Here is a 22,394-nt window from a genome sequence, read left to right as displayed (position 1 = left end):
CGAAGGCCGACCCGTCACTCGCGGGATCAACTGCGGAACATCGGGTCGCCGAACGGCGACCTCGGCCCGCCACCCGAGACCGCAGCCTCGATGCGGGTGAGCCGGCCCCTGATCTCTTCGAGTTGGGCGAGGATCGCGACCTGCGGCTCGGTCCCCGCTCCGGCCGGTGTCACGGCTGGCGCGACGGTAGATGTCGGTTGCCCGCGCAGCGCCGTCAACTCTTTCATCAGTGCCGAGATGGTGCCCTCGACCCTGTTTAGGAACTCGTCGACGTCCTGCTCGTCGTACCCGCGTCGACCGAGGGCGGGCTTCCGGAAGGAGACGTTACGGATATCCGACGGAGTCAGGTGGGGCATCGACCGGCCTCCCGCTTGCGAGCTGGAACGTTGCCGAACTGGACCGTTCCGATCTGGACCTCCGAGGGTATCGACGTCGGACAAGGTCGCCCGGTCGACGGCACCCGCCAGCGGCTCCCCCGACGCTCCGGATAGGTGAAGGTTCACCACTAGACTGGGCCGGCCGCAGCTCGTCGACCGGTGAGGACGCAATGACCTACTACGTGCAGATCCCGGTCGACGACCACAGCACGGTGCTGGTCGAGGTGACCCACCAGGTCACCGGGGTCGCCCCGGCGGGTCGCTCCCGGGAGGTGGTGGCCCGGCTGTCGGAGACCTTCGGCGAGGCGTTCGACCGGTTCCACCGGCTGGCCCAGAGCGCGGCCGCGCGGGCCCGCGACGCGGGCGGGGCCGACCGGGTGGCGATCGAGTTCGGTCTCAAGGTCGCCGCGAAGGGTGGCTTCGTGGTCGCCGAGACCACCGGCGAGGCCCACATGAAGGTGACCTTCGAGTGGAATCGCGGAACCGCGCCGACCCCGACCACCGCCGACCCCGACGGGGGCGTGGCCGCGGAACGGAACACCGAACCGGATTCGGGGTCGACGGATGCGACCGAACCGGGCAGCACCGGCTGACCGGCCGCCGAACCGGCCCTCGCCGCCGCGCGTGTCCGCCCGCCTGGGCCTGCAGCGGGTGGTCGGGAACATCGCCCGGTTACAGGTGAAGGTCCTGCCGACTCCCCGAGCGGCCGGCCGGCATCCGGGAGGGTCGGACCGGCTGCCTCGACCTCCGCACTGCCCGGCGGGCCAGCAGCCAGCCGACCAGGGCCAGGTCGAGCAGGGCGCCCGGGACCTTGGTCTTGGTGACCAGGCCGAGGCTGTCCGGCAGGGTGAGGAAGACCAGCCCGGCGGAGCCGGCGTCGAGCAGCGTACCCAGCCGTCCCCGGGGTGCGGCGGTGGCGGCCAGCACGGCGATCCCGGCGAGGGCGTACCAGGGGTAGAAGACCGGGCCGAGCAGCGCGGTGGCGAGCAGCGCCACCCCGGCCGCCGGTACGGCGACCGCGACGCCGCCGTGCAGCGCCCGGCGCCAGGCGAGCAGCAGTACGCCGCCGAGCGCCGCCAACCCCGCCAACCGGGCGACCTCGACGGCGGTACCGAACGCCTCGGGCCGGCCCGCCGCGCGCAGCCCGTAGCCGACCGCCATGCCGATCCCGGTCGGGATCGACGACCACTGCACGCTGCCGGCGGTCGCCGGCCAGCTCCGGACGAAACCGAGACCGTGCCCGGTCACGCCGGCCAGCAGCAGGACGGTGCCGAACGTGGCGCCGGCCAGGATCGCTCCGGCCGCGATCCGGCGCCGGCCGGTGCGGGCCCACGGCACGACCGCGAGCGCGAACGGCACCACCACCAGCGCGGTGGCCTTGACCGAGGCCGCGGCCCCGAACGCGACTCCGGCCACGGCCAGCCGGCCGAGCACGGTACGCAGCTCGGCGGCGGCCAGCAGTCCGAGTACGACCAGCCCGGCGAGCAGCGCGTCGTTGTGCGCCCCGGAGACGACGTGTACCAGCGGCAGCGGGCCGATCGCGCCGAGCCAGACCACCCGGGCCGGGTTGCCGGCACAGTGCCGGGCCAGCCAGGCAGCCGCGGCGGTGGCCAGCAGGATGCCGCCGATCGCCACCAGCCGCAGCACGGTCACCGCGAGCGGCAGGTGGCCGGCCGACACCCTCGCGGCGAACTCCTCGACGAGCAGCCAGAGGGAGCCGTACGGTGCGGGCGTGTCCCGCCAACTCGGCGCGACCCGGTCCAGCCACCGGCAGGGCAGCGCGTCCGGCCCGACGGCGTACGGGTCGAACCCGGCGGCGGCGGTTTCGCCCTGGCAGGCGTACGCGTAGACGTCGGCGCTGCCCAGCGGCGGCGCCAGCAGCAGCGGCACCGCCCAGAGCGCGCCGGTGGCCAGCAGCCAACCCGGCGCGGTGACGGTGCGCAGCCGCCACCAGACGGCGACCAGCCCACCGGCGCCGAGCAGCCACAACCCGACCCCGACCAGCCAGCCCGGCCCCCGGTCGATGGCCGGACCGGCGAGGTGGGCGCTGGCCGCCGTCAGCGCGCTGCCGAGCAGTCCCAGCCAGCGCAGCCGGGCCGGTGAGAGGCTCTCCCGCATCCGGGCAGGGTTGCCGGGGCAGGTGAACCTCCGCCCCGCTCCCGGCTACCTGCCGGCGAACATCCGCCGACCGTCCGCCGCCCCGCAGACCGCGACCGTCCGCCGCCCCGCAGACCGCGACCGTCCGCCGTCCGCCGACCGCAGACGCGCCGAGCGGCCGGCCACAAGCAGCCGGGCGGGAACCGACGACGAGAACGGCCGGCGGAAGCGACTGGCCAGTCAGTGGAGTCAGACGGAGCCGGGCGCGCCGGCGTATTCGGGTTCGCGGTCGAGTGCCGGGGCGGCGGCGCGGGCGCGGATCGAGCCGAGGATCTCGGCGGCCCGGACGGCGGTGTTGGAGAGCAGCGAGGACGAGATGCCGTGGCTGTGCTCGGTGCCGCCCTGGAGGTAGATGCCGGGCCGGACCTCCGGGCCGGTCCGCAGCCGGTAGTCGCGGTCGACCACGGCCCGCCCGGCGTCGTCCCGCAGGCAGACCTGCGCCGCCTCACCGAGCAGGTCGAACGGGTCGACCGGCCGGTATCCGGTGGCGAAGACCACCACGTCGGCGTCGAGCACGGTCTTCTCGTTGGTGACCAGGGACTCGACCACCATCCGCACCCCGTCCGGGGTACGGACCGTCTCGACCGGCCGGGTCAGGTTGAAGATCCGGAGCCGCTCGACGCCGCGTACCTTCTCCTGGTAGACCCGCCGGTAGAGCTCGTCGATCAGTTCGGAGTCGACCACCGAGTAGTTGGTGTTGCCGTGGTAGGCGAGCATCATCTGCTTCACCTCCGGCGGTGCCGTGAAGTACTCCTGCACGGCCGCCGGGTCGAAGATCCGGTTGGCGAAGGAGCTGTCGTCGGCCGGGCTGTAGCCGTACCGGGAGAAGACCGCGCAGACCTCGGCGGCGGGGAACTCGCGGTGCAGGTGGTCGACGGCCTCGGCCGCGCTCTGCCCGGCACCGACCACGACGAACCGGGTCGGCTCCGACGGCACCAGATTGCGCAGGTTGGGCAGCAGGTCGCGGCTGTGCCAGACCCGGGTGTCCAGGGTGATCCCGGCCGGCAGGTACGGCCGCAGCCCCACCCCCAGCACCAGGTTGCGGGCCCGGTAGCTGACCGGGGCGGCGGAGCAGGGGCCGGCCTGGGCGAGCACCTCGAAGTGGTCGAGTTCGCCCTGCTGCCAGACCGGACGCACGTCGACCACGTCGTGCCCGTACCGGACCATGTCGTCGACCTGCGCCGCCGCCCACTCCAGGTAGTCGTGGAACTCGACCCGGGACGGGAAGAGGTTCTTGTGGTTGATGAAGTCGATCAGCCGATCCCGGCTCTGCAGATAGCAGAGGAAGCTGAAGCCGCTGGCCGGGTTCCGCAGCGTCACCAGGTCCTTCAGGAACGACACCTGCATGGTGGCGTCGTCGAGCAGCATCCCCCGGTGCCAGCCGAAGCTGGGCTGGCGCTCCAGGAAGACGGCGCTGCCGATCCCGCCAGGGCTGGCGGTGCCCTCCCGGACGGCGATGGCCAGGGCGAGGTTCGAGGGACCGAATCCGATGCCGAGGAGATCGTGGACCTGGGGGTCGTCGCTGCGATTGGTTCGTGACATACCTGTCCCATCAGTCTGCCGGCCGGTCGGCGGCGTGGTGGAGGACTGGATCCCGTACGGACCCGGTGCGGCTGGCGCGGACGGTCGACCATCCGTGGCATTTAGGTTAGGCTAACCTACACCAAGGTCAAGAACAATATGGACCACCTGACCGGTACGGCCGCGAAAAGTTCACCCACCCGACGGGGCGAACCGACGTGTAAACCGGGGCGAGACGAACCGACCGAAGAGGAGACCGTCGATGCGGGTTGTGATGTTCGGCTACCAGACCTGGGGGCACCGCACCCTACAGGCGCTGCTGGACTCCGAGCACGAGGTGACCCTGGTCGTCACGCATCCGAAGAGTGAACACGCGTACGAGAAGATCTGGGACGACTCCGTCGCCGAACTGGCCGAGAAGCACGAGGTACCGGTGCTGCTGCGCAAGCGCCCCGGCGACCCCGAGCTGATGGAGCGGCTCCGGCAGGCCGCGCCCGACGTGATCGTGGCGACCAACTGGCGTACCTGGATCCCGCCGGAGATCTTCGACCTGCCGCCGTACGGGACGCTGAACGTGCACGACTCGCTGCTGCCCGCGTACGCCGGGTTCAGCCCGCTGATCTGGGCGCTGCTCAACGGCGAACGCGAGGTCGGGGTCACCGCCCATCTGATGGACGAGACCCTCGACGCCGGTGACATCGTGCTGCAACGCGCGGTACCGGTCGGCCCGACCGACACCACCACCGACCTGTTCCACCGCACGCTGGAGCTGTTCGGCCCGATCACGGTGGACGGACTGGCGCTGATCGCCTCCGGCCGCACCGACTGGACCCCGCAGGACCGGTCGAAGGCGAGCTTCTTCCACAAGCGTTCGATCGAGGAGAGCCGGATCGACTGGAACTGGCCGGCCGACGAGATCGAGCGGCTGGTCCGGGCGCAGTCCGACCCGTACCCGAACGCCTTCACCCACCACGACGGCGCGCGACTGCGGATCCTGGCCGCCCGGGTCTCCGAGGGCCGCTACGGCGGCACGCCCGGCCGGATCTTCTACCGGGAGGGCGACGGCGTGGTGATCGTGGCCGGCGCCGACGCGCGCCGCGGGCACCGCCCCGGCCTGGCCGTCACCCGGGTACGCACCGACGACGGCCGGGAACACGCCGCCACCGACTACTTCCGGACCATGGGCGGCTACCTGACCCGCTACCCGGACGGTCGGCTCTAGCGGCCGATCCGCAGACCGCACCGCCGGTGGTGGCCGTCCTCGCGAGGCTCGCGCCCTCCGGCGAGCACGACCACCACCGGCCGGCCGAGGTCGGCTACCGCACGCCGGCCTCGACGGTCAGGGTCCCGGCGGCGGCGTCGATGGTGGCCCGGGCCCCCAGCGGGATGGTGAGCTGCCCGTCGCCGTGCCCGAGGCGGAGCCCGCCCAGCACCGGTACCCCGAGGTCGTAGAGGCGGTCCCTGAGCACCGCCGCCGCGTCCCAGTCGCCCGGGTTGCCGACGCTGTTGGTGAGCTGCCCGACCACCACCCCGGCGACCCGGCCCAGCACCCCCACCCGGCGCAGCTCGGTCAACATCCGGTCGTAGCTGTACGGTGGCTCGTCCACGTCCTCGAAGAAGAGGATCGCGTCGTCGAGGTCCGGGAAGTCCTTGGCGCCGAGCGAGGTGGAGAGCAGGGTCAGGCAGCCACCGAGCAGCCGGCCGGAGGCCCGGCCCGGCACCATGACCGAGGCGGCGGTCTCGGCCGGATCCCGGGAGATGGTGACCGGGGCGGTGGTCATCACCGCCCGGCGCAGCGCCTCGGCCGACTCCGGGCCGGTGCGGGCGTCCGACCAGTTGACCATCGGACCGTAGAAGCTGACCAGGCCCGCCTCCCGCCACAGCCGGCCGTGGATGCTGGTGATGTCGCTGAACCCGACGACCACCTTCGGGTCGCGGCGCAGCCGGGAGAGGTCGATCCGGTCCACGATCCGCTGCGTGCCGTAGCCGCCCCGGGCGGCGAAGACGGCCCGCACCCCCGGGTCGGTCAGGGCGTCGTTCAGGTCCGACAGCCGTTGCGCGTCGGTGCCGGCGAGGTAGCCGTGCCGGGCGTACACGTGCTCGCCCAGCTCCACCCGCAGGCCCCAGCCGGTCAGGATCTCGATGCCCCGGGCCATCAGGGCCGGGTTCGGGGTGCCGCCGGGCGACACCACCCGGACCCGGTCGCCGGGGGCCAGCGCCCGGGCCCGGACCGGGGTACGGTTCCCACGCGGTGCCGCCTGTGCCGGCCCGACGGCGGTGCCGGCCAGTGCGGCGCCACTGCCCAGCACCGTGCCACCGGCCGCGACCGCCCCTGCGCGGAGCATGTTCCGGCGGGACAGCGCCGCACCGCCGGGTCTCGGAAGCCTCGTGTCGACGAACTCGGGATCTCGCATCGGCGTCCTCTCCGTCGAGACGGGACCGGCGTCCGTCCCCGGTACCCGTCGAATGGCACCGATGCTATTGATCGTCCACAAGCGATCCCTCCGCTCGCTGCCCCGGCCGGGGCAGGCACCCCGGTCAGCCGTAGGCCGGTCAGTGGCATGCCCTACCGGTCAGCGACCCGCCGTATCCGTCGGCGGCACCACTCCCCCGCCCCGCGGGCGACCCGCCGGTACGGGTCGGCACGGCCGCCGAATTTCCCCCTTCCGGTACCGGACCGGACAGGCCGAGGAGCTTCTTCCCGCGTTCGGCACCGGTGCCGCCCCGGCCCTGCCTAGGCTGGCGTCGACAGGATGGCCACGCTTCTCGTGCGGACGTAGGGGGCTGCCGTGACGAATGTTGTCCGGCGTCCCACTCCGGCCGACCCGACCCCCGGGCTGGTGACGAGCGCCAACGCCCCGAGTTCGGTGGTGCGTACCCAGCCGCCGGAGTTGGGTCCGGACGCGGTCGCGGTGGTGGAGGGCCGGTCGTTCATGGTGAGCAACGCCGCCGGGGACGTACCGGTGGGCACCATCGGCGGGCTGGTGCACGACGACACCCGGCTGCTCAGCCAGTGGGAGCTGACCCTGGGCGGGGCGCCGCTGCTGATCCTCAGCTCGGGGCTGGTCGACGACGACTCGGCGGCCTTCTTCCTGACCAACTCGGATTTGCCGCACGTGCCGACCAACAGCGTCGGGGTCCGCCGGCAGCGGTTCATCAGCGACGCGATGCAGGAGCGGATCGAGCTGGAGTGCTTCGCCAACGACCTGCAGTCGGTGCAGCTCCGGCTGCGGGTCGGCACCGACTTCGCGGACCTGTTCGAGATCAAGCAACGGGTACGCGACCGCTCGGCGAGCATCACCCGGGACTACTCGACCGACGGCTCCCGGCTCTGCTTCACCTACCGCAACGCGGACTTCACTGCCGTCACCGACATCCGGGTGTCGCCGCCGGCCGACCGGGTGGAGGAGAACGACCTGATCTGGGACCTGAGCCTGGAACCGGGGCTCAAGTGGCAGGCTGAGCTGTCGGTGGCGCTGCCCCGCCGGCCGACCGAGCTGCCCTCGCTGCACCGCCGCTTCGGTCAGGGCTTCGACCTGGTGGGCGAGGATCCCACGCACACCTGGCGGGACGAGTGTCCCTCGCAGGATCTCGACTCCGACCTGCTGAGCCGGGTGATGGAGAAGTCCAAGATGGACCTGGTGGCGCTGCGGATCGAGCAGACCATCGGTGGCGAGACGATCGTGCTGCCGGCCGCCGGCCTGCCCTGGTTCCTCACCGTCTTCGGCCGCGACTCGCTGGTCACGGCGTACCAGTCGCTGTCCTTCGGGCCACGGCTCGCCCGGGGCACCATCCGGTCGCTCGCCAACTACCAGGGCACCAAGCTCGACGACTTCCGGGACGAGGAGCCGGGGAAGATCCTGCACGAGGTACGCAGCGGCGAGCTGACCCGGACCGGCGAGAAGCCGCACAACCCCTACTACGGGACCTCCGACGCCACCCAGCTCTGGCTGATCCTGCTCTCCGAGTACTGGCGCTGGACGTTGGACGAGGACTTCGTCCGGCGCTTCCGGGACAACGTGCACGCCGCGCTGGGTTGGATCGACCGCTACGGCGACCTCGACGAGGACGGGTACGTCGAGTACGCCACCCGCTCGCCGCAGGGGCTGGGCAACCACTCCTGGCGGGACTCCCCCGACGGCATCGCCTGCTCCGACGGCTCGATTCCGGTGCTGCCGATCGCGACCTGTGAGATCCAGGGCTACACCTACGACGCGAAACTCCGGGTCGCCGAACTCGCCGACGGCCCGCTGCGGGATCCGGAGCTGGCCGAGCGGCTGCGCGCCGAGGCGTACCAGCTCCGGGAGCGGTTCAACCGGGACTTCTGGATCGACGACCGGGGCGGCTACTACGCGGTCGGCCTCGACGGGGACAAGCGGCCGATCGACTCGATGACCTCCAACATGGGGCAACTGCTCTGGAGCGGCATCGTGCCGCCGGATCGGGCCCGGGTGCTCGCCGGCCAACTCCTCTCCACGCACATGTTCTCCGGCTGGGGCATCCGGACCACCTCCACCAGCGACCGGTGCTACAACCCGATCGGCTACCACAGCGGCACGGTCTGGCCGCACGACAACTCGCTGATCGCGCACGGGCTGGCCCGGTACGGGTTCCGCGACGAGGCGGCCCGGGTGATCGTGGCGATGCTGGAGGCGGCGGACTTCTCCGCCCACCGGCTGCCGGAGGCGTTCGCCGGGTACGACCGCTCGTACGGGCGCAAGCCGGTGCCGTACCCGACCGCGTGCACCCCGCAGGCCTGGGCCAGCGCGGCGCCGCTGCTGTTCGTCCGTACCCTGCTCGGCCTGGACGTCCGCGACGGTCAGTTGCTGATCGACCCGCACCTTCCGGCGGACTTCGGCCGGATCAGGTTCGGCCGGTTGCAGGCCTTCGGCAAGCGCTGGGACCTGGAGGCGGCCGGCGACCAGGGTCACGTCCACCTCTCCCGGTGACCCGGGCGCACCAGGCGCACCGGGCGCACCGGGGAAGGGCAGATGCGGAGCGTACCTGCGGATCACCGTTCGGTGATGAGAGAGTGACCTCATGACCGGAACGAATGCCCGGGGCGGCCGCGCCGGCCTGCTCGGTGACAAGGTCGCGCTGCTGATGGGCGCTGGTCGCGGCATCGGCGCCGCCGCCGCCCGGCTGTTCGCCCGTGAGGGTGCCAAGGTGGTGCTGGCCGCCCGGACCGAGTCCGAACTCGCCGAGGTGGCCGGGGAGATCCGCGACGCGGGCGGTACCGCGGACTACGTCCTCGCGGACCTGACCGACGGTGCCAGCGTCCAGGCGGCGGTGGAGAGCGTGATCCGGCTGCACGCCCGGCTGGACGTGGCGTTCAACAACGGTGGCATCTCGATCCCGCACACCCCGATGGTGAACGCGACGGAGCGGGACTTCGACCTGGTCACCTCCGTCAACTACCGGGGGCTGTTCCTCTCGATGACCGCGGAGATCCGGGCGATCCGGGCCACCGCCGGCTCGGGGGCGATCGTCAACGTCAGCAGCGTCGGCAGCCTCCGCGGGGCTCCGGGACTGGGCCCGTACGCGGCGACGAAGCGGGCCGTGAACAGCCTCACCGAAACCGCCGCCGTCGAGTACGGTCCGGAGGGCATCCGGGTGAACGCCATCGCCCCGGGCACCACGATGACCGGGGTGATCCGGCAGTGGGCCGACGACGAGCCGGCCGCCGTGGAGCGGTTGAACGAACTCACCCCGCTGCGCCGGGCCGCCGAGCCGGACGAGATCGCCCAGGTCGCCGCCTGGCTGCTCAGTGACCGCGCCTCCTTCGTCACCGGCGTCTGCCTGCCGGTCGACGGCGGCCTCCGCGCCTGACCGCACCCGCCAGGCCCGCCGGCTCAGCCCGCCGCCTCAGCCCGCCGGCTCAGCCCGCCGGCCGCAGGTGGCCGCCGATCTGCTGGTGTCCGTTCAGCGCAGCGGCAGCACGGAGTCGGTGAGCCGGCCACGCGGCCGGTAGACCACGCACATCACCGTCCGGTCGCCATCCGCCCAGGTCTGCTCGGTCGGCAGGACCGGATAGAAGTCGAGGGTTCCGCCGTCGCCGTCCGGCCAGCGCCGGTCGAAGTACCCCCGGCAACCCTGCCAGGCGAAGTCGGCCAGCCCGGCGCGATCCCACGGCCCGTCGACGGCGCGCAGGAAGCCGTACGACTGGTTGTCGGCGCCGGACTCGCAGGGCTCGTACCGGACGACCACCTCGGCGGCCTCCCGGGAGTACACCGGGTCGGAGAAGCACTCGCCGCCCTCGATGTTGAGCAGGCCACCGGTCTGGGCGGTGACGAAGCTGTCCCCCTTGACGATCGGCGGCGCGACCATCGGTTCGATCGCGGCGAGCGCCGCCAGGGTGCCGACGGTGGCGACCACCGCCCAGCGGCGGGACGGCAGTTTCATCGTCGTGCTCCGTACGGTCGGCGATCGGGCGGGCTGCCGGCAGGTGGCGACGCGGGCCGACCTGCCGCCGGCATGGTAGGTGGACCGGGGTGAACGGCCGGTTCCCGGCCGATGGCCGCAGGGTCGCCGCAGGATGAAGCCCGGCACCGGGCACCACATGTTGATCATGAATTAATCCGCTGGTCAGGCCCGTTCACCCGGCGGCCAGTCGACGGTCGACCGCCCGTCGCCCACCTCTGGATGAATGCCCTTGGCCACCGGCTGCGGGCCGGCGGCAGTACCCACTTTCACCCGAAAGGTGATCCCTGTAGTGACTGACGTCAAGAGACCCTGGATCCTGGGCTCCCGGCGGGCCCGGCTCGCCGCCATCGGCGCCGCCGCCATGCTGGTCGGCGGTTTCGCGGTCAGCCCGGTGGCGTTCGGTGACGCCGCTCCGGGCAAGTACCCGGCCGCCGAGATCCACCGGCCGTCCCCGATGCCCGACCGCATCATCCTCACCCCGACCACCACCCCGGCCATCTCACAGCGGGTGACCTGGCGGGCCGAGACCACCCCCGAGTGGGCCCAGGCCGAGATCCTGGAGGCGCCCGCCGCGCTCGGCCAGGTGACGCCCGCCGCCGGCACGGTCTCGGTGGTCAAGGCGATGTCGACCAAGTCGGTCAACACCTCCCTCGGGTACGCCTCGACCTACCACACCGTGGAGTTCGCCGGCCTCAAGCCGGGCACCCGGTACACCTACCGGGTCGGCGACGGCACCAACTGGAGCGCCTGGACCGACTTCACCACGGCGACCGCGGACGCCAAGCCGTTCTCGTTCATCTACTACGGCGACGCGCAGAACTACCTCGACTCGGCGCTGCCCCGGGTGTTCCGGCAGGCGTTCGCGGACCGTCCGCAGGCCAAGCTGATCGTCAACGCCGGTGACCTCATCGACTCCGCGAACAGCGAGGAGCAGTGGGGGCAGTGGTACCAGGCAGGCGGCTTCATCGACAGCCAGATCAACAACATCTCGATCCCCGGTAACCACGAGTACAGCGGCAGCGCGCTCTCGTCGTTCTGGACGCCGCAGTTCCCGTACCCCGACAACGGGCCGGCGGGCTGGCCGGCGGAGCTGGCCAAGACCGCGTACACCGTCGACTACCAGGGTGTCCGGTTCATCGGCCTGAACACCAACGTGCAGGGCATCCCGGACGTGATGGCCGCGCAGACGGCGTGGCTGGAGGGGCTGCTCAAGAACAACCCGAACAAGTGGACCGTGGTCACCTTCCACCACCCGGTCTACTCCACGGCGGAGGGCCGGAACAACCCGGTGGTCCGGGCACAGTGGGGCCCGCTGTTCGAGAAGTACGGCGTCGACCTGGTGCTCCAGGGCCACGACCACACGTACGGCCGGGGCAGCGTGACCTCGTCGCGCCGGTCGCTTACCGTGCACGACAGCACCGTCTACGCGGTGTCGGTCTCCGGCGGCAAGATGTACGACGTCGACGGCTCGGTCTGGACCGACAACAACGCCGACATCATGAGCCAGGCCGAGGACAAGCAGCTCTACCAGCTCATCGATGTCACCGGCGACAGCATCCGGTACGAGGCCCGGTACGCCAACGGCCAGCACCACGACGGAGTCGTGATCCGGAAGAACGCGGCCGGCGAGCGTACCGTCAACGAGCTGCGCACCCCGGAGAACACCGTCGGCGAGCAGGCCAGGGTCAACAGGACCATCGTCGAGGCCAAGGGCAAGGTCAGGGTCAACGCCTACGGCTACGACCCCGGCGAGGAGGTCACCGTCTACCTGCGCAACGCCAAGGACGGCGCGGGCAGGAAGGGTGTCTTCATCGGCTACAGGAAGGCCGACGAGCTGGGTCGACTCGAGTACAGCTTCGCGCTGCCGCCGTCGGCGAAGAAGAACAGCAGCCAGGTGGTCTACCTGGAGAGCGAGAACCAGCAGATCACCACTCCGGCCATCACCGTGACGAAGTAGTTCCCGCCCGGCCCGGACCGTCGCCGCGTGGCGGTGGTCCGGGCCCGGTTCGTACGTCAGGAGACTCCTTGAACGCCCGCTTCCCGTCGCCGGCCGTCGCGCTCGGCCTGACCGGCCTGGCCGTGCTCGCCGCGCTCGCCGTCCCGGCCACCCCGGCCGCCGCGCACCCGTTCGGCCCGCCCTCCACCGCACGGATCAGCGTGCACGGCTCCCGCGTCGACATCGCCTGGCTCGCCGCCGAGGACGACTGGGTGGCGCTCGGCCAGTCCCTCGGCGCCTTCGAGGACCCGGCGCTCGGCGCCGTCGCGACCGACCTGACCGGGGAGCAGAAGCTCCAGCGCTCGCCCCGGGTGCACGACTACCTGCTGGAGCGGATCGCGGTGCGGCAGGGCGGCGTCCCGTGCCCGGGCCGGCTCGACACCCTCGACCGGCTGCTCGACGAGGGCGCCCGGCTCGTCTTCGACTGCCCGGCGGAGGTGGTCGACCTCGACGTCACCGTCGGCGCGCTGACCGACCTCAACGAGGCGTACCGGACGATGCTCACCAGCCAGACCCCGGCGGCGCCGGACCGGACGCTCTTCACCGCCGCCGAGCAGACCCGTCGGGTACGGTTCACGCCCGGCGCGGGCGGGCTGCCGACCAGCACCGTAACCACCCTGGCCGGTGTCGCCGCCGCCCTGCTCGTCGGGGTCGCCGGGCTGGTCGCGGTACGGCTGCGTCGGCGCGCCCGGAGCCGGTCGTGACCGGTTTCGAGGGCCGGTTGGTCGCCCTCTTCGACGGCCGGGGAGTCTTCTGGCTCGCCCTGGTGGTGGCGCTCGGGGTCGGCGCCGCCCACGCGGTCGCCCCGGGCCACGGCAAGAGCGTGACGGCGGCGTACCTGGTCGGCACCCGGGGACGCTATCGCGACGCCGTCCGGCTCGGCGTGATCGTGGCGGCGATGCACACCCTCTCGGTCCTGGTGCTGGCGCTCGCCTGGGTGGGACTCAGCGGCGCCGCGAGCCTCGGCACCAAGACACTGACGGCGTGGATGCAGGTGGCGGCCGGACTGCTGGTGATCGGCGTCGGCGCACACCTGAGCTGGCGACACCTGCGCGGCGGCGGTATGCCGCACAGCCACGGCCACGGCCACAGCCACGACCACAGCCACAGTCAGGTCCTCGTCGGGCACGGGCACGGAACCGTCCCGGCACCCGATCATGCGCACGGGCACGGGCACGGGCACGGGCACGGGCACGGGCATCGGCACGACGTACCGGCGCCGACCGATCCGTGGTCCCGGCGCGGGCTGACCCTGCTGGCGCTCTCCGGCGGGCTGCTGCCCTCGCCCTCCGCGTTCCTGGTGCTGGTCAGCGGCCTGCTGACCGGTCGGGCCCTGGACGCACTCGTCCTGGTGCTCGCGTTCGGCATCGGGATGGCCGGCACCCTGACCGGGGTCGGAGTGCTCACCATCCGCGGCGTCGCACTGCTGACCGGTACGGTCCGGCGCTGGCCGGTGGCGGCGACCGCCGCAGCCTGGCTGCCGGCGGTCGCCGGGATCGCGGTGGGTCTCGGCGGCTGCCTCTACCTGGTCGCCGCCCTCTCGGTGCTGACCGGCTGATCCGACGTGTACGCCGCACTTCCGCCGGCGATCGCGCTCTGGGACGCCGGTGGCCGGGTGCGCGCCTTTCCGGGTACCGGCGCACGCCGGTACGCGAGGTCGACGTCGCCAGCGTGACCACCGACGGGCGGTCGGACGGCCGGATCACGGTTGTGCGAGCGGGCGGCGGACCGCGCCGGGACAGGTCACCCGGCCGCGTGCGCGAGGATGGCGGCGGCCAACTCCTCGTGCACCTCGGGCGGCAGCGTGTGTCCCATGCCCGCCACGACCATCAGCCGGGCATCCGGGATCTGCTCGGCGATGACCGCGCCGTGGCCCGGTTTGACCGGCTCGTGGCTGCCCTCGATGACCAGCGTGGGCGCCTTCACCTGGTCCAGCACCCCCACCGGCTCGAAGTCGGGATTGGCCATCGCGGCCAGCCGGTGGTTGGCCACTGCCGACAGGTCGCGGGCCCGGTCGTAGATCCGCTCCTGTAGCAGGCGCGCCGCGTCCTCGTCGAACGGCAGTCCGGTGCCGTGCAGTACCCGTTGCTCGGCGATCATGCCGTCGATCCGCGCGCGCCGGTCCTCCGGCGGCGGGGCGGCCATCAGCGCGCGGTAGAAGGCCACGAACTCCGGCGCCGGCCCGGGCAGGCTCCCCGCCGGCTGCGGTTGCCCGGTCAGGGCCCGGACGAGCACCTGGCCCTCGCCGCCGCCGAGTGGCGAGGAAGCGATGACGGTCAGCGACCGTACCCGCTCCGGCCGCTCCACGGCGACGAGTTGGCCGAGCAGCCCGCCCGCCGAGTGGCCGACCAGGTGCGCGCTCTCCACGCCGTGGGCGTCCATGACCCGGTACACGTCGTTCTTGATGTCGTCCCAGGTGTACGGCTCCGCCGCGAAGTCGACGGTGCCGGACATGCCGGTATCACGGTGGTCGTACCGGATCACCCGGCGGCCTCCGGCGGTCAGGCGGCCGACGAACTCGTCCTGCCACAGGATGCCCTGGGACATCGAGCCCATGATCAACAGGATCGGCGCGTCCGTCTCGGCGCCGAACTCCTCGCTCCAGATGTTTACGTCATGCATGCTCACAGCATGTCGTCTTCCGCTACGGGCGCCTTCTGTAGAACTACTAGTCGCACCAGGTCCGTACGGGAGCTGATGCCCAGCTTCGGATAGATCTTGTACAGGTGGTACTCGACCGTACGCGGGCTGAGGAAGAGCGCAGCGGCGATCTGCTTGCTCGACAGCCCGTCGGCGACCAGGTCCGCGATGCGCAGCTCCTGCGGCGTCAGCACGTCGAGCACGGCCGAGGGCGGGGCCTGCCCGCTCTCGCCCGCCGCCCGCAGTTCGTCCTGCGCGCGCCGCGCCCACGGTCGCGCGCCCGCCCGTTCGAACGTCTCCCACGCCATCCGCAGGTGCGCCCGCGCCTCGGTTGGTCGCTGCGCGCGACGCAGGCGTTCACCGAGCAGCAGAGCCGTCCTGGCCGCCTCGAACGGGTTGGTGTGCAGCCGTAGCGCCTCGCCGAAGGCGTCCTCGGACGAGGTGGCCAGGCCCCGGCAGCGGGCCAGCAGCGCGCGTGACTCGGGAGTCGCGGCGTGCGCCGACCACCGCTCGTACCCGGCCAGCGCCGCCCGCGCGCCCGCCTCGTCACCCGCGCCGACGGCGGCCTCGACGCGGTCCGGCGCCGTCCGCCACACCACTGTCGGATGCCCGGCACCCGGCCCCGCCGCGGCGATGGCGGTGAAACGGTCGTGTGCCGCGGCGTAGCGGCCCAGGCAGAGGTCGAGCAGCGCCAGCGCGTACGCGGCCACTCCCGCGCGCAGACCCACCCGGTGCGGGATGGCGATGGCCAGCGCCTCCCGGGCATGCCGGTCGCAGGATTCCTCCTCGCCACGCAGCGCCGCCAGTACCGCCAGGTTGGCCAGGTGCGCGGCGACCGTGTTGTCGTACCCGGCCTCCCGGGCCAGCGTCAGGCCCTCCTCGGAGATGGCCTGACTGCGTGCGAGCTGCCCGGCGATGCGCTCGGCCGTTGCCACGAACTCCAGTACGACGGGAAGCTGCCCGGTCATTCCCGACGTCCTGGCCACCTGTCCGGCCCGGGTGGCCAGCTCGGTAGCCAGGTCCGACTCCCCCAGGTAGCTGGCCGCGGCCGTCGCCCACAGGTACCCCGCCGCGTCCTCCAGTTCGCCGACCCGCGCCAGCGCCCGCCGCAGCAGGCCCGGCCCGGCGGCATCGCCGTCCAGCGTCAGCCCGATCCCGGCCACCGCGTCCCGCAGGAAGCCCTCGGGGTGCGCCGCTGCCCTCCGGCCGAGCTGCACGATCGCCGACGTGTCGCCGACGTACGAAGCCGCCTCCGTGGCGTCCGCCAGCATGTCCAGACTCTCACCAGCCGCCAGGATCCGTACGGCTTCGGCGGCGTTGCCCGAGTTCAGCTCGAACCGGCCCCGAAGCTGGGCGATCTCCATGGCGAGGACGGCGTCCCCGCCGGCCTGCTCGCGCGCCTCGGCCAGCAGCGACTCCGCCTGGCCCGCGCGACCGCCGAGCCAGGCCGCGACGGCGGCGTCCTTCAGCCGGGCGGCACGGGCGCGCGGCTCGGGGGTCAGCTCGGCGGCTCTGGCGAGGGCCGTGGCGGCGCTGCCGTACCCGCCGCGGTCGCGCGCCCGATCCGCCGCGACCACCAGTGCGGCGGCGGCCCGCTCGTCCCGGCCCAGGGCGGCTCCGGCCAGGTGCCAGGCGCGACGGTCACTCTCGGTCAGCTCCGCGAGTACGGCGTGCACCCGGCGGACGTCGGCGGGAGCGGCCTCCTCGTGCACCGCGGACCGGATGAGCGGGTGCCGGAAGCGCACGCTCGTGCCCGACATCCCGGCCAGCCCGGTCGCCTCCAGCTCAGCCAACGCCGCCCGCGCGGCCCACGCCTCCGTTTCGCCGGACCGCAGCGCTTCCTCGGCGAACAACCGGTCGGCGGCGCGCAGGATCTGATCGAGGTCGGCCTCCACGGCGGCGATCAGGGCGACCAGCCGAGCGGGGCCGGACAACGCGGCCACCCGGTCACCGAAGAGTCGGGCGCCGCCGGGCAGCGGGTCGGGCAGCGGTTCGCGCCCGGCAAGCTGCGCGGACGTCAGGCGGGCGGCTATCTCACCCAGGGCGAGCGGGTTCCCGCCGGTCAGCGTGCCGAGTTCCCGCGCCACCCGGGCGGGCAGCAGGCCGTAGCGGGACTCCAGCAGCTCGGCCGCTGCGGGCTCGGGCAGGCCGGGTACGTCCACGGTCAGCGGCACGCCCCTGACCGGAACGTCGCCGCGCACGGCGAACAACATCGCGATCCGTTCCGTCCCCAGCCGCCTCGCGGCGAACAGCAGCGCGTCGGCCGAGGCCCGGTCGACCCACTGGAAGTCGTCGACCACGCAGATCAGCCCGTCCGGCGCGGCGGCCTCGGCCAGCAGCGAGAGGACGCCCGCGCCAAGGAGGAACCGGTCCCCGACACCGCCTGCGGCTAGGCCCAGGGCCGCGCTCACCGCGTCGCGCTGCGGTTCGGGCAGCGCGTCGAGGGAGTCGGCCACCGGCCACAGCACCTGGTGCAGCGCCGCGAACGCGAGGTCGGACTCGGGCTCGATCCCGGTGGTCCGCAGCACGCGCATCGCGCCAGCTCGCGCGGCCGCCGCGTCGAGCAGGGCGGTCTTGCCCACGCCCGCCTCGCCCCGCAACACCACCGCGCCGCCGGAGCCGTCGCGAGCCCGCACGATCACCTCGTCGAGCCTGCTCAGCTCGGCAGATCTTCCGTAAAGCACAAGCACCCACTGTAGGACCCGCAGGTCAGCTCGCCTCGGCGCGACCGTGGCGACCGGCTCGTGATGGTGACGGGTCCACGCCCGCACCGGTGCGCCGTCGCCCACCTCGCCGGCCCGTGGGCTCGGTCGCGGACGAGCCGTGCTGGGACGCCCTCGTGGTGAAGGCGTCCCAGCGGGTCGTGCTGGCGGTTACGAGTCGCCGGAGGGCCCGGCGATCGTGGTGCCGGTGCGGACCGGGACGCCGGGGTTGGGGGTGCCGTCGGAGTTCCAGCCGATCTTCTGCGCCCGGGTGGTGCGGGTGGTGCCGCAGCCCTGGCTGGCCGAGGAGTTGGCGTGGTAGACGATCCAGGTCTCCGCGCCATCCGGTGACCTGGTGAAGGAGGCGTGGCCCGGGCCGTAGACGCCGTTGGCGTCGCTGCGCTGGAAGATCGGGGTCGACCGCTTCGTCCACGAGCTGGCCGACATCGGGTCGCCGCCGGTCCAGGTCAGCGTGCCGAGCTTGTAGTCGGGCGTGTTGCAGGAACTCGCCGAGTACGTCAGGAATGTCCTGCCGCCGTTGTACACGGCGTACGGGCCCTCGTTGACCGCGCCGCCCTGCCGCTCCCAGGACAGCGTCGGGGACGAGATCCGTACGCCGTTGCGGGAGACCTGGGTCGGCGACGACATCGGGGCGATGAACAACCCCTGTTCCCCGCCCCGGAACGCGGAGTAGACGAAGTGGTTCACGTAGCCGTTGAACCGGACCACGCTGCCGTCGATCGCCCACCCGTTGTTGGGCTCCAGGTTCAGGATGCCCCGATAGGTGTACGGCCCGAGCGGGTCGGTGCCGTTGCTCTCCAGCACGCCGGTCCGGCGCTCGCCCTGGCCCGGGGAGGCCTCGGCGGAGAAGTAGATGTACCACCGGTTGTCGATCCACTGGATGTCCGGCGCCCACATCGTGCAGCAGCCGGGCCCGGGGGCGAGGGTGAACACCGTCCGCTCGGGCGCGTTCTTCAACCCGGCCATCGTGGAGGAGGTGCGCATGACGATTCGCGAGGACCAGGTCGTGGCGATGTAGTACCAGTTGCCGTTGGTGTAGACGATCGACGGGTCCGCGCTGTTGGGCGCCCCGACGAGGGGGTTGGTGAACGACGGTCCGGGCGCGGCGAGCGCCGGGGAGGCGGGGACGGTCGCGCCCAGGGCCGACACGAGCACGGCGACGACGGCGGTGGTCAGCAGCCGTCGCGCCGTCTTCCGTCTGTGGATCGTGATCATCGCGGTTCCTTCCTTGGGGCCTGCGTCCAGGAACGAGTGGGCTGCCGCACCAGACCGACCCGGGCGCGCGCTGACGGTGTCTCCACCGACGGTCGACGTGCCCGGTGACTGCCACGGGTCAGCCTACTGTGAGCGCTCACATGGATTCATGTCAAGGTTTCGATTCTCTGTCTTACCGGTTACCCGAGGAGTCTCAGCAGGTAAAACGTATGACGACCGCTTCGGTTAGCGACGGACGTCGGCGGCATCTGGACCGACCTTTGTGAACGCTCACACGAAATTCTGATCCGCCGGCCGGAACCATGTCGCCCGTCGGGCGGCCGCGACCGTGCCAGCGGCAGGACGAGTCGGCCCGATTCCGGGTCGACGGCGCCGCGCGGTCGCCTACGCTGCCGCACGGGGACAGTTGTAACCGGGGGGAAGCACCGATGGCGCAGACGCAGCGGGTGGCCGTACTCGGGCTGGGCGGCATGGGTCAGCCGATGGCGGCCAACCTCGTCCGGGCCGGCCTGCCGACCGTCGTCTGGAACCGCCGGCCGGGACCGGCCCAGCACCTCGGCGAGCAGGGGGCCGAGGTCGCCGACAGCCCCGCCGACGCGGCACGCGGGGCCGACGTGGTGATCACGATGGTGACGGACGCGGACGCCGTCCGATCCGTCGCGATCGACCAGGGCATGCTGGCCGCGATGGCCGAGGGCGCGATCTGGGCCCAGATGAGCACCATCGGAGTCTCCGACACCGAGCGGATCGCCGGGCTGGTCCGCGAGCAGCGTCCGGACGTGATCCTGCTGGACGCACCGGTGGCCGGCAGCCGTGGCCCGGCGCAGCGGCGTCAACTGGTGGTCCTCGCCTCCGGCCCGGAGCCGGCCCGGGAGCGGATCGCCCCGGTCTTCGACGCGCTCGGGCAGCGGACCGTCTGGGCCGGCCCGGTCGGCGCCGGCTCCCGGCTCAAGCTGGTCAACAACATGCTGCTCGCCTTCCTGGCCGAGGGAATCGCCGAAGCGTTGGCGCTCGGACACTCTCTCGGCCTGGACCGGGCGGCGGTGCTCGGCGCGTTACAGGGCAGCCCGCTGGTCTCGCCCTGGGCGGCGGAGAAGCTCGAACGGATCGGCCGGGACGAGTACTCGGCGCAGTACTCGCTCTCCCTCGGGCTCAAGGACGTCAACCTGGCGCTCCACGAGGTCGACATCGACCGGTTCCCGGTGGCGAACAGCCTGGCCGCACAGTGGCAGCGGGCCGTCGAGCACGGGCTCGGCGACGAGGACGTCACGGTACTGGCCCGGGCACTCCAGCACTGAGCGGCCGCCACGATCCGCTGCCGGGCACTGCCTCCGGGCGGGTCCACCCTCCGCTCGGCAGGTGGTGCCGATGGCATCGATTCGTGTCTTGACGCTCTACAGGGGTGACTCTAGGTTTACCCGGATGTAACAGCCGACTTCCGGAACTGTCGCGATCCATCGTGTTCACGCGTCGCCTCCGGCGGTACTGAATGGGGTGGGCCGGCTTGTCGTGGTGGGAACGGATACGGCGGGACCGCGTCCTGCTGCTCGCCGCACTTCCCGGGGTCGCGCTCCTGCTGACGTTCCACTATCTACCGTGGCTCGGCAACGTCATCGCGTTCAAGGACTACCAGCCGTACGTCGGGATTCTCGACAGCCCGTGGACCGGGCTGGCGAACTTCCAGATCATCGTCAACGGCGACCCGGCATTCCTGAACGCGCTGACCAACACCCTGATCATCACCCTGCTCCAGGTGCTGGTCGTCTTCCCCGCCCCGATCGCCCTCGCGCTGCTGCTGGACAGCCTGATGTCCGAGCGGCTCAAGCGGACCGTGCAGAGCGTCCTCTATCTGCCGCACTTCCTCTCCTGGGTCATCGTGGTGGCGATCTTCATGCAGCTGCTCGGCGACGGCGGCCTGCTCAACAACTTCCTCCGGGACCACGACCTCGGCACGGTCAGCATCGTCAGCAATCCGGACGCCTTCTTCGCCCTGGTCACCGGCCAGGTGCTCTGGAAGGACGCCGGCTGGGCGACGATCCTCTTCCTGGCCGCACTGTCCCGGATCGACGGCACGCTCTACGAGGCGTCCGCGGTGGACGGTGCGACCCGCTGGCGGCAACTGTGGCACATCACCCTGCCCGGCCTGCGCGGGCTGATCGTGCTGCTGCTGATCCTGCGGCTCGGTGACGCGCTCACCGTCGGCTTCGAGCAGATCGTGCTCCAGCAGGCGGCGGTCGGAGCGGACGCCAGCGAGGTGCTCGACACGTACGTCTACAACAACGGCATCCTCGCCGGTGACTGGGGAGTCAGCGCCGCCGTCGGGCTGGTCAAGGGCATGGTCGGGCTGCTCCTGGTGCTCGGTGCCAACCGGCTCGCGCACCGCTTCGGAGAGCAGGGGGTCTACCAGCGATGAGCAACCGGGCCACCACCGCGGGTGTCCCCGCCGCGTCCCGGCCGGTACGCGCGTTGAAGGGCGTCGTGCTGGCGGTCTGCTGTGCGGCGGTGGTCGTACCCTTCCTGGGGATCGTCTCGACCAGCCTCGCCACGCACGAGCAGATCACCCGGGACGGCGGTTTCGTGCTCGTCCCGGACGAGGTCAGCTTCGCCGCGTACTCCGCGATCCTCTCCGGTGGGGTGGTGACCCGGGCGACCCTGGTCAGCGTCTTCGTCACCGTCGCCGGTACGGCGTTGAGCATGGCCACCACGATCCTGCTGGCGTACGGCCTCAGCCGTCCCCGGTCGGTGGCGCACCGGCCGCTGCTGATGGTCGTGCTCTTCGCCCTGCTCTTCGCCCCGGGAATCATCCCGAGCTATCTGGTGGTGAAGAGTCTCGGGTTGCTGGACAGCTACTGGGCGCTGATCCTGCCGGTCGCGGTCAACGCGTTCAACGTGATCATCCTGCGGGCCTTCTTCATGGACCTGCCCAGGGAGGTGATCGACAGTGCCCGGATGGACGGTGCCGGTGACGTCGCCATCCTGTTCCGGATCGTCCTGCCGCTGAGCAGGGCCGTGCTGGCGGTCATCGGCCTCTTCTACGCGGTGGCGTACTGGAACGCGTTCTTCAGCGCCCTGCTCTACCTGAACGACACCGCGAAGTGGCCGTTGCAGCTCGTGCTGCGGACGTACGTGGTCAACCAGACCCAGCTCGGCGTCGACCAGCTCGGCGCGGCCGGCGCGGCGCTGCCGCCCCAGGAGGCGATCCAGATGGCCATCCTGGTGCTCTCCATCGTCCCTGTCCTCGTCGTCTATCCCTTCGTGCAGCGGCATTTCACGAAGGGTGTGCTGATCGGCGCGGTCAAGGGCTGAAAAACCGCTCCTCCTCCCCCGATTCCCGCAGGCGTT

At 72.0% G+C, this 22,394-nt stretch carries 18 protein-coding genes; 10 read left to right on the top strand and 8 right to left on the bottom strand.

Annotation, left to right across the window (positions count from 1 at the left end; translation table 11 throughout):
- Positions 1-26: 26 nt before the first annotated feature.
- Positions 27-356, bottom strand: a complete 330-nt coding sequence (locus V1634_RS15860) for a DivIVA domain-containing protein (RefSeq protein WP_331208580.1) — start codon at positions 354-356, stop codon at positions 27-29.
- 191 nt (positions 357-547) lie between these two features.
- Between V1634_RS15860 and V1634_RS15855 the strand changes: the two genes are divergently transcribed.
- Positions 548-970 carry a CU044_2847 family protein gene (locus V1634_RS15855; RefSeq protein ID WP_331208579.1) on the top strand — a complete coding sequence of 141 codons (423 nt, stop codon included), beginning with the start codon at positions 548-550 and terminating at the stop codon, positions 968-970.
- 79 nt (positions 971-1,049) lie between these two features.
- Here the strand turns inward: V1634_RS15855 and mptB are convergent, their stop codons facing one another.
- Both mptB and V1634_RS15845 read right to left on the bottom strand, forming a co-directional pair.
- Complete coding sequence (mptB, locus tag V1634_RS15850; protein ID WP_331208578.1) at positions 1,050-2,495, bottom strand: polyprenol phosphomannose-dependent alpha 1,6 mannosyltransferase MptB; 1,446 nt, start codon at positions 2,493-2,495, stop codon at positions 1,050-1,052.
- A gap of 228 nt (positions 2,496-2,723) precedes the next feature.
- Entirely contained in the window at positions 2,724-4,076 is a 1,353-nt protein-coding gene (locus tag V1634_RS15845; protein WP_331208577.1) for a lysine N(6)-hydroxylase/L-ornithine N(5)-oxygenase family protein, read from the bottom strand.
- 241 nt (positions 4,077-4,317) lie between these two features.
- On the opposite strand from V1634_RS15845, the gene V1634_RS15840 reads away from it, so the two are divergent.
- Complete coding sequence (locus tag V1634_RS15840; RefSeq protein ID WP_331208576.1) at positions 4,318-5,277, top strand: methionyl-tRNA formyltransferase; 960 nt, start codon at positions 4,318-4,320, stop codon at positions 5,275-5,277.
- Between the two features lie 94 nt (positions 5,278-5,371).
- On the opposite strand, the gene V1634_RS15835 is transcribed toward V1634_RS15840, so the two are convergent.
- Positions 5,372-6,469: a S66 peptidase family protein gene (locus V1634_RS15835; RefSeq protein ID WP_331208575.1), complete on the bottom strand. Its 1,098-nt coding sequence runs from the start codon at positions 6,467-6,469 to the stop codon at positions 5,372-5,374.
- Between the two features lie 375 nt (positions 6,470-6,844).
- On the opposite strand from V1634_RS15835, the gene V1634_RS15830 reads away from it, so the two are divergent.
- Both V1634_RS15830 and V1634_RS15825 read left to right on the top strand, forming a co-directional pair.
- Positions 6,845-9,004, top strand: a complete 2,160-nt coding sequence (locus V1634_RS15830; protein WP_331208574.1) for an amylo-alpha-1,6-glucosidase — start codon at positions 6,845-6,847, stop codon at positions 9,002-9,004.
- A 91-nt stretch (positions 9,005-9,095) separates the two neighbouring features.
- Complete coding sequence (locus tag V1634_RS15825) at positions 9,096-9,884, top strand: SDR family NAD(P)-dependent oxidoreductase (protein WP_331208573.1); 789 nt, start codon at positions 9,096-9,098, stop codon at positions 9,882-9,884.
- Between the two features lie 93 nt (positions 9,885-9,977).
- On the opposite strand, the gene V1634_RS15820 is transcribed toward V1634_RS15825, so the two are convergent.
- Positions 9,978-10,457, bottom strand: coding sequence for a hypothetical protein (locus tag V1634_RS15820; protein ID WP_331208572.1), 480 nt, complete (start codon positions 10,455-10,457; stop codon positions 9,978-9,980).
- A gap of 310 nt (positions 10,458-10,767) precedes the next feature.
- Between V1634_RS15820 and V1634_RS15815 the strand changes: the two genes are divergently transcribed.
- From V1634_RS15815 to V1634_RS15805, 3 genes are all read left to right on the top strand, one after another.
- Positions 10,768-12,435: a metallophosphoesterase family protein gene (locus tag V1634_RS15815; RefSeq protein WP_331208571.1), complete on the top strand. Its 1,668-nt coding sequence runs from the start codon at positions 10,768-10,770 to the stop codon at positions 12,433-12,435.
- Between the two features lie 68 nt (positions 12,436-12,503).
- The gene (locus V1634_RS15810; protein WP_331208570.1) at positions 12,504-13,178 is read left to right on the top strand and encodes a hypothetical protein; all 675 of its coding nucleotides are present in this window, start codon (positions 12,504-12,506) and stop codon (positions 13,176-13,178) included.
- Entirely contained in the window at positions 13,175-14,032 is an 858-nt protein-coding gene (locus V1634_RS15805) for a nickel/cobalt transporter (RefSeq protein ID WP_331208569.1), read from the top strand. The genes V1634_RS15810 and V1634_RS15805 overlap by 4 nt, the downstream gene beginning before the upstream one ends.
- A 185-nt stretch (positions 14,033-14,217) precedes the next feature.
- On the opposite strand, the gene V1634_RS15800 is transcribed toward V1634_RS15805, so the two are convergent.
- The 3 genes from V1634_RS15800 to V1634_RS15790 all read right to left on the bottom strand — a co-directional run bounded on the left by V1634_RS15800 (position 14,218) and on the right by V1634_RS15790 (position 19,052).
- The gene (locus V1634_RS15800; RefSeq protein WP_331208568.1) at positions 14,218-15,096 is read right to left on the bottom strand and encodes an alpha/beta fold hydrolase; all 879 of its coding nucleotides are present in this window, start codon (positions 15,094-15,096) and stop codon (positions 14,218-14,220) included.
- A 2-nt stretch (positions 15,097-15,098) separates the two neighbouring features.
- Positions 15,099-17,798 carry a helix-turn-helix transcriptional regulator gene (locus V1634_RS15795; protein ID WP_331208567.1) on the bottom strand — a complete coding sequence of 900 codons (2,700 nt, stop codon included), beginning with the start codon at positions 17,796-17,798 and terminating at the stop codon, positions 15,099-15,101.
- Positions 17,799-17,987: 189 nt separating this feature from the next.
- Positions 17,988-19,052 carry a glycoside hydrolase family 43 protein gene (locus V1634_RS15790; RefSeq protein ID WP_331208566.1) on the bottom strand — a complete coding sequence of 355 codons (1,065 nt, stop codon included), beginning with the start codon at positions 19,050-19,052 and terminating at the stop codon, positions 17,988-17,990.
- Between the two features lie 428 nt (positions 19,053-19,480).
- On the opposite strand from V1634_RS15790, the gene V1634_RS15785 reads away from it, so the two are divergent.
- From V1634_RS15785 to V1634_RS15775, 3 genes are all read left to right on the top strand, one after another.
- Positions 19,481-20,350, top strand: coding sequence for an NAD(P)-dependent oxidoreductase (locus V1634_RS15785; protein ID WP_331208565.1), 870 nt, complete (start codon positions 19,481-19,483; stop codon positions 20,348-20,350).
- Positions 20,351-20,556: 206 nt separating this feature from the next.
- Positions 20,557-21,465 (top strand): ABC transporter permease, encoded by a 909-nt coding sequence (locus V1634_RS15780; RefSeq protein ID WP_331208564.1) that lies wholly within the window; start codon positions 20,557-20,559, stop codon positions 21,463-21,465.
- Positions 21,462-22,358, top strand: coding sequence for a carbohydrate ABC transporter permease (locus tag V1634_RS15775; RefSeq protein WP_331208563.1), 897 nt, complete (start codon positions 21,462-21,464; stop codon positions 22,356-22,358). The genes V1634_RS15780 and V1634_RS15775 overlap by 4 nt, the downstream gene beginning before the upstream one ends.
- Positions 22,359-22,394: the final 36 nt, after the last annotated feature.

The organism is Plantactinospora veratri, assembly GCF_036421995.1.
Classification (GTDB): domain Bacteria; phylum Actinomycetota; class Actinomycetes; order Mycobacteriales; family Micromonosporaceae; genus Plantactinospora; species Plantactinospora veratri.
Note: the sequence above shows the minus strand (reverse complement) of the source record. Positions and strands in the feature narration are given on the sequence as shown.

What these genes read in the sequence shown, in the direction of transcription:
- V1634_RS15845 (WP_331208577.1), bottom strand. Translation starts at nt 4,076, where the DNA reads ATGTCACGAACCAATCGCAGCGACGACCCCCAGGTCCACGATCTCCTC.
- V1634_RS15820 (WP_331208572.1), bottom strand. Translation starts at nt 10,457, where the DNA reads ATGAAACTGCCGTCCCGCCGCTGGGCGGTGGTCGCCACCGTCGGCACC.
- V1634_RS15790 (WP_331208566.1), bottom strand. Translation starts at nt 19,052, where the DNA reads ATGATCACGATCCACAGACGGAAGACGGCGCGACGGCTGCTGACCACC.
- mptB (WP_331208578.1), bottom strand. Translation starts at nt 2,495, where the DNA reads ATGCGGGAGAGCCTCTCACCGGCCCGGCTGCGCTGGCTGGGACTGCTC.
- V1634_RS15860 (WP_331208580.1), bottom strand. Translation starts at nt 356, where the DNA reads ATGCCCCACCTGACTCCGTCGGATATCCGTAACGTCTCCTTCCGGAAG.
- V1634_RS15840 (WP_331208576.1), top strand. Translation starts at nt 4,318, where the DNA reads ATGCGGGTTGTGATGTTCGGCTACCAGACCTGGGGGCACCGCACCCTA.
- V1634_RS15835 (WP_331208575.1), bottom strand. Translation starts at nt 6,469, where the DNA reads ATGCGAGATCCCGAGTTCGTCGACACGAGGCTTCCGAGACCCGGCGGT.
- V1634_RS15855 (WP_331208579.1), top strand. Translation starts at nt 548, where the DNA reads ATGACCTACTACGTGCAGATCCCGGTCGACGACCACAGCACGGTGCTG.
- V1634_RS15775 (WP_331208563.1), top strand. Translation starts at nt 21,462, where the DNA reads ATGAGCAACCGGGCCACCACCGCGGGTGTCCCCGCCGCGTCCCGGCCG.
- V1634_RS15800 (WP_331208568.1), bottom strand. Translation starts at nt 15,096, where the DNA reads ATGCATGACGTAAACATCTGGAGCGAGGAGTTCGGCGCCGAGACGGAC.
- V1634_RS15825 (WP_331208573.1), top strand. Translation starts at nt 9,096, where the DNA reads ATGACCGGAACGAATGCCCGGGGCGGCCGCGCCGGCCTGCTCGGTGAC.
- V1634_RS15785 (WP_331208565.1), top strand. Translation starts at nt 19,481, where the DNA reads ATGGCGCAGACGCAGCGGGTGGCCGTACTCGGGCTGGGCGGCATGGGT.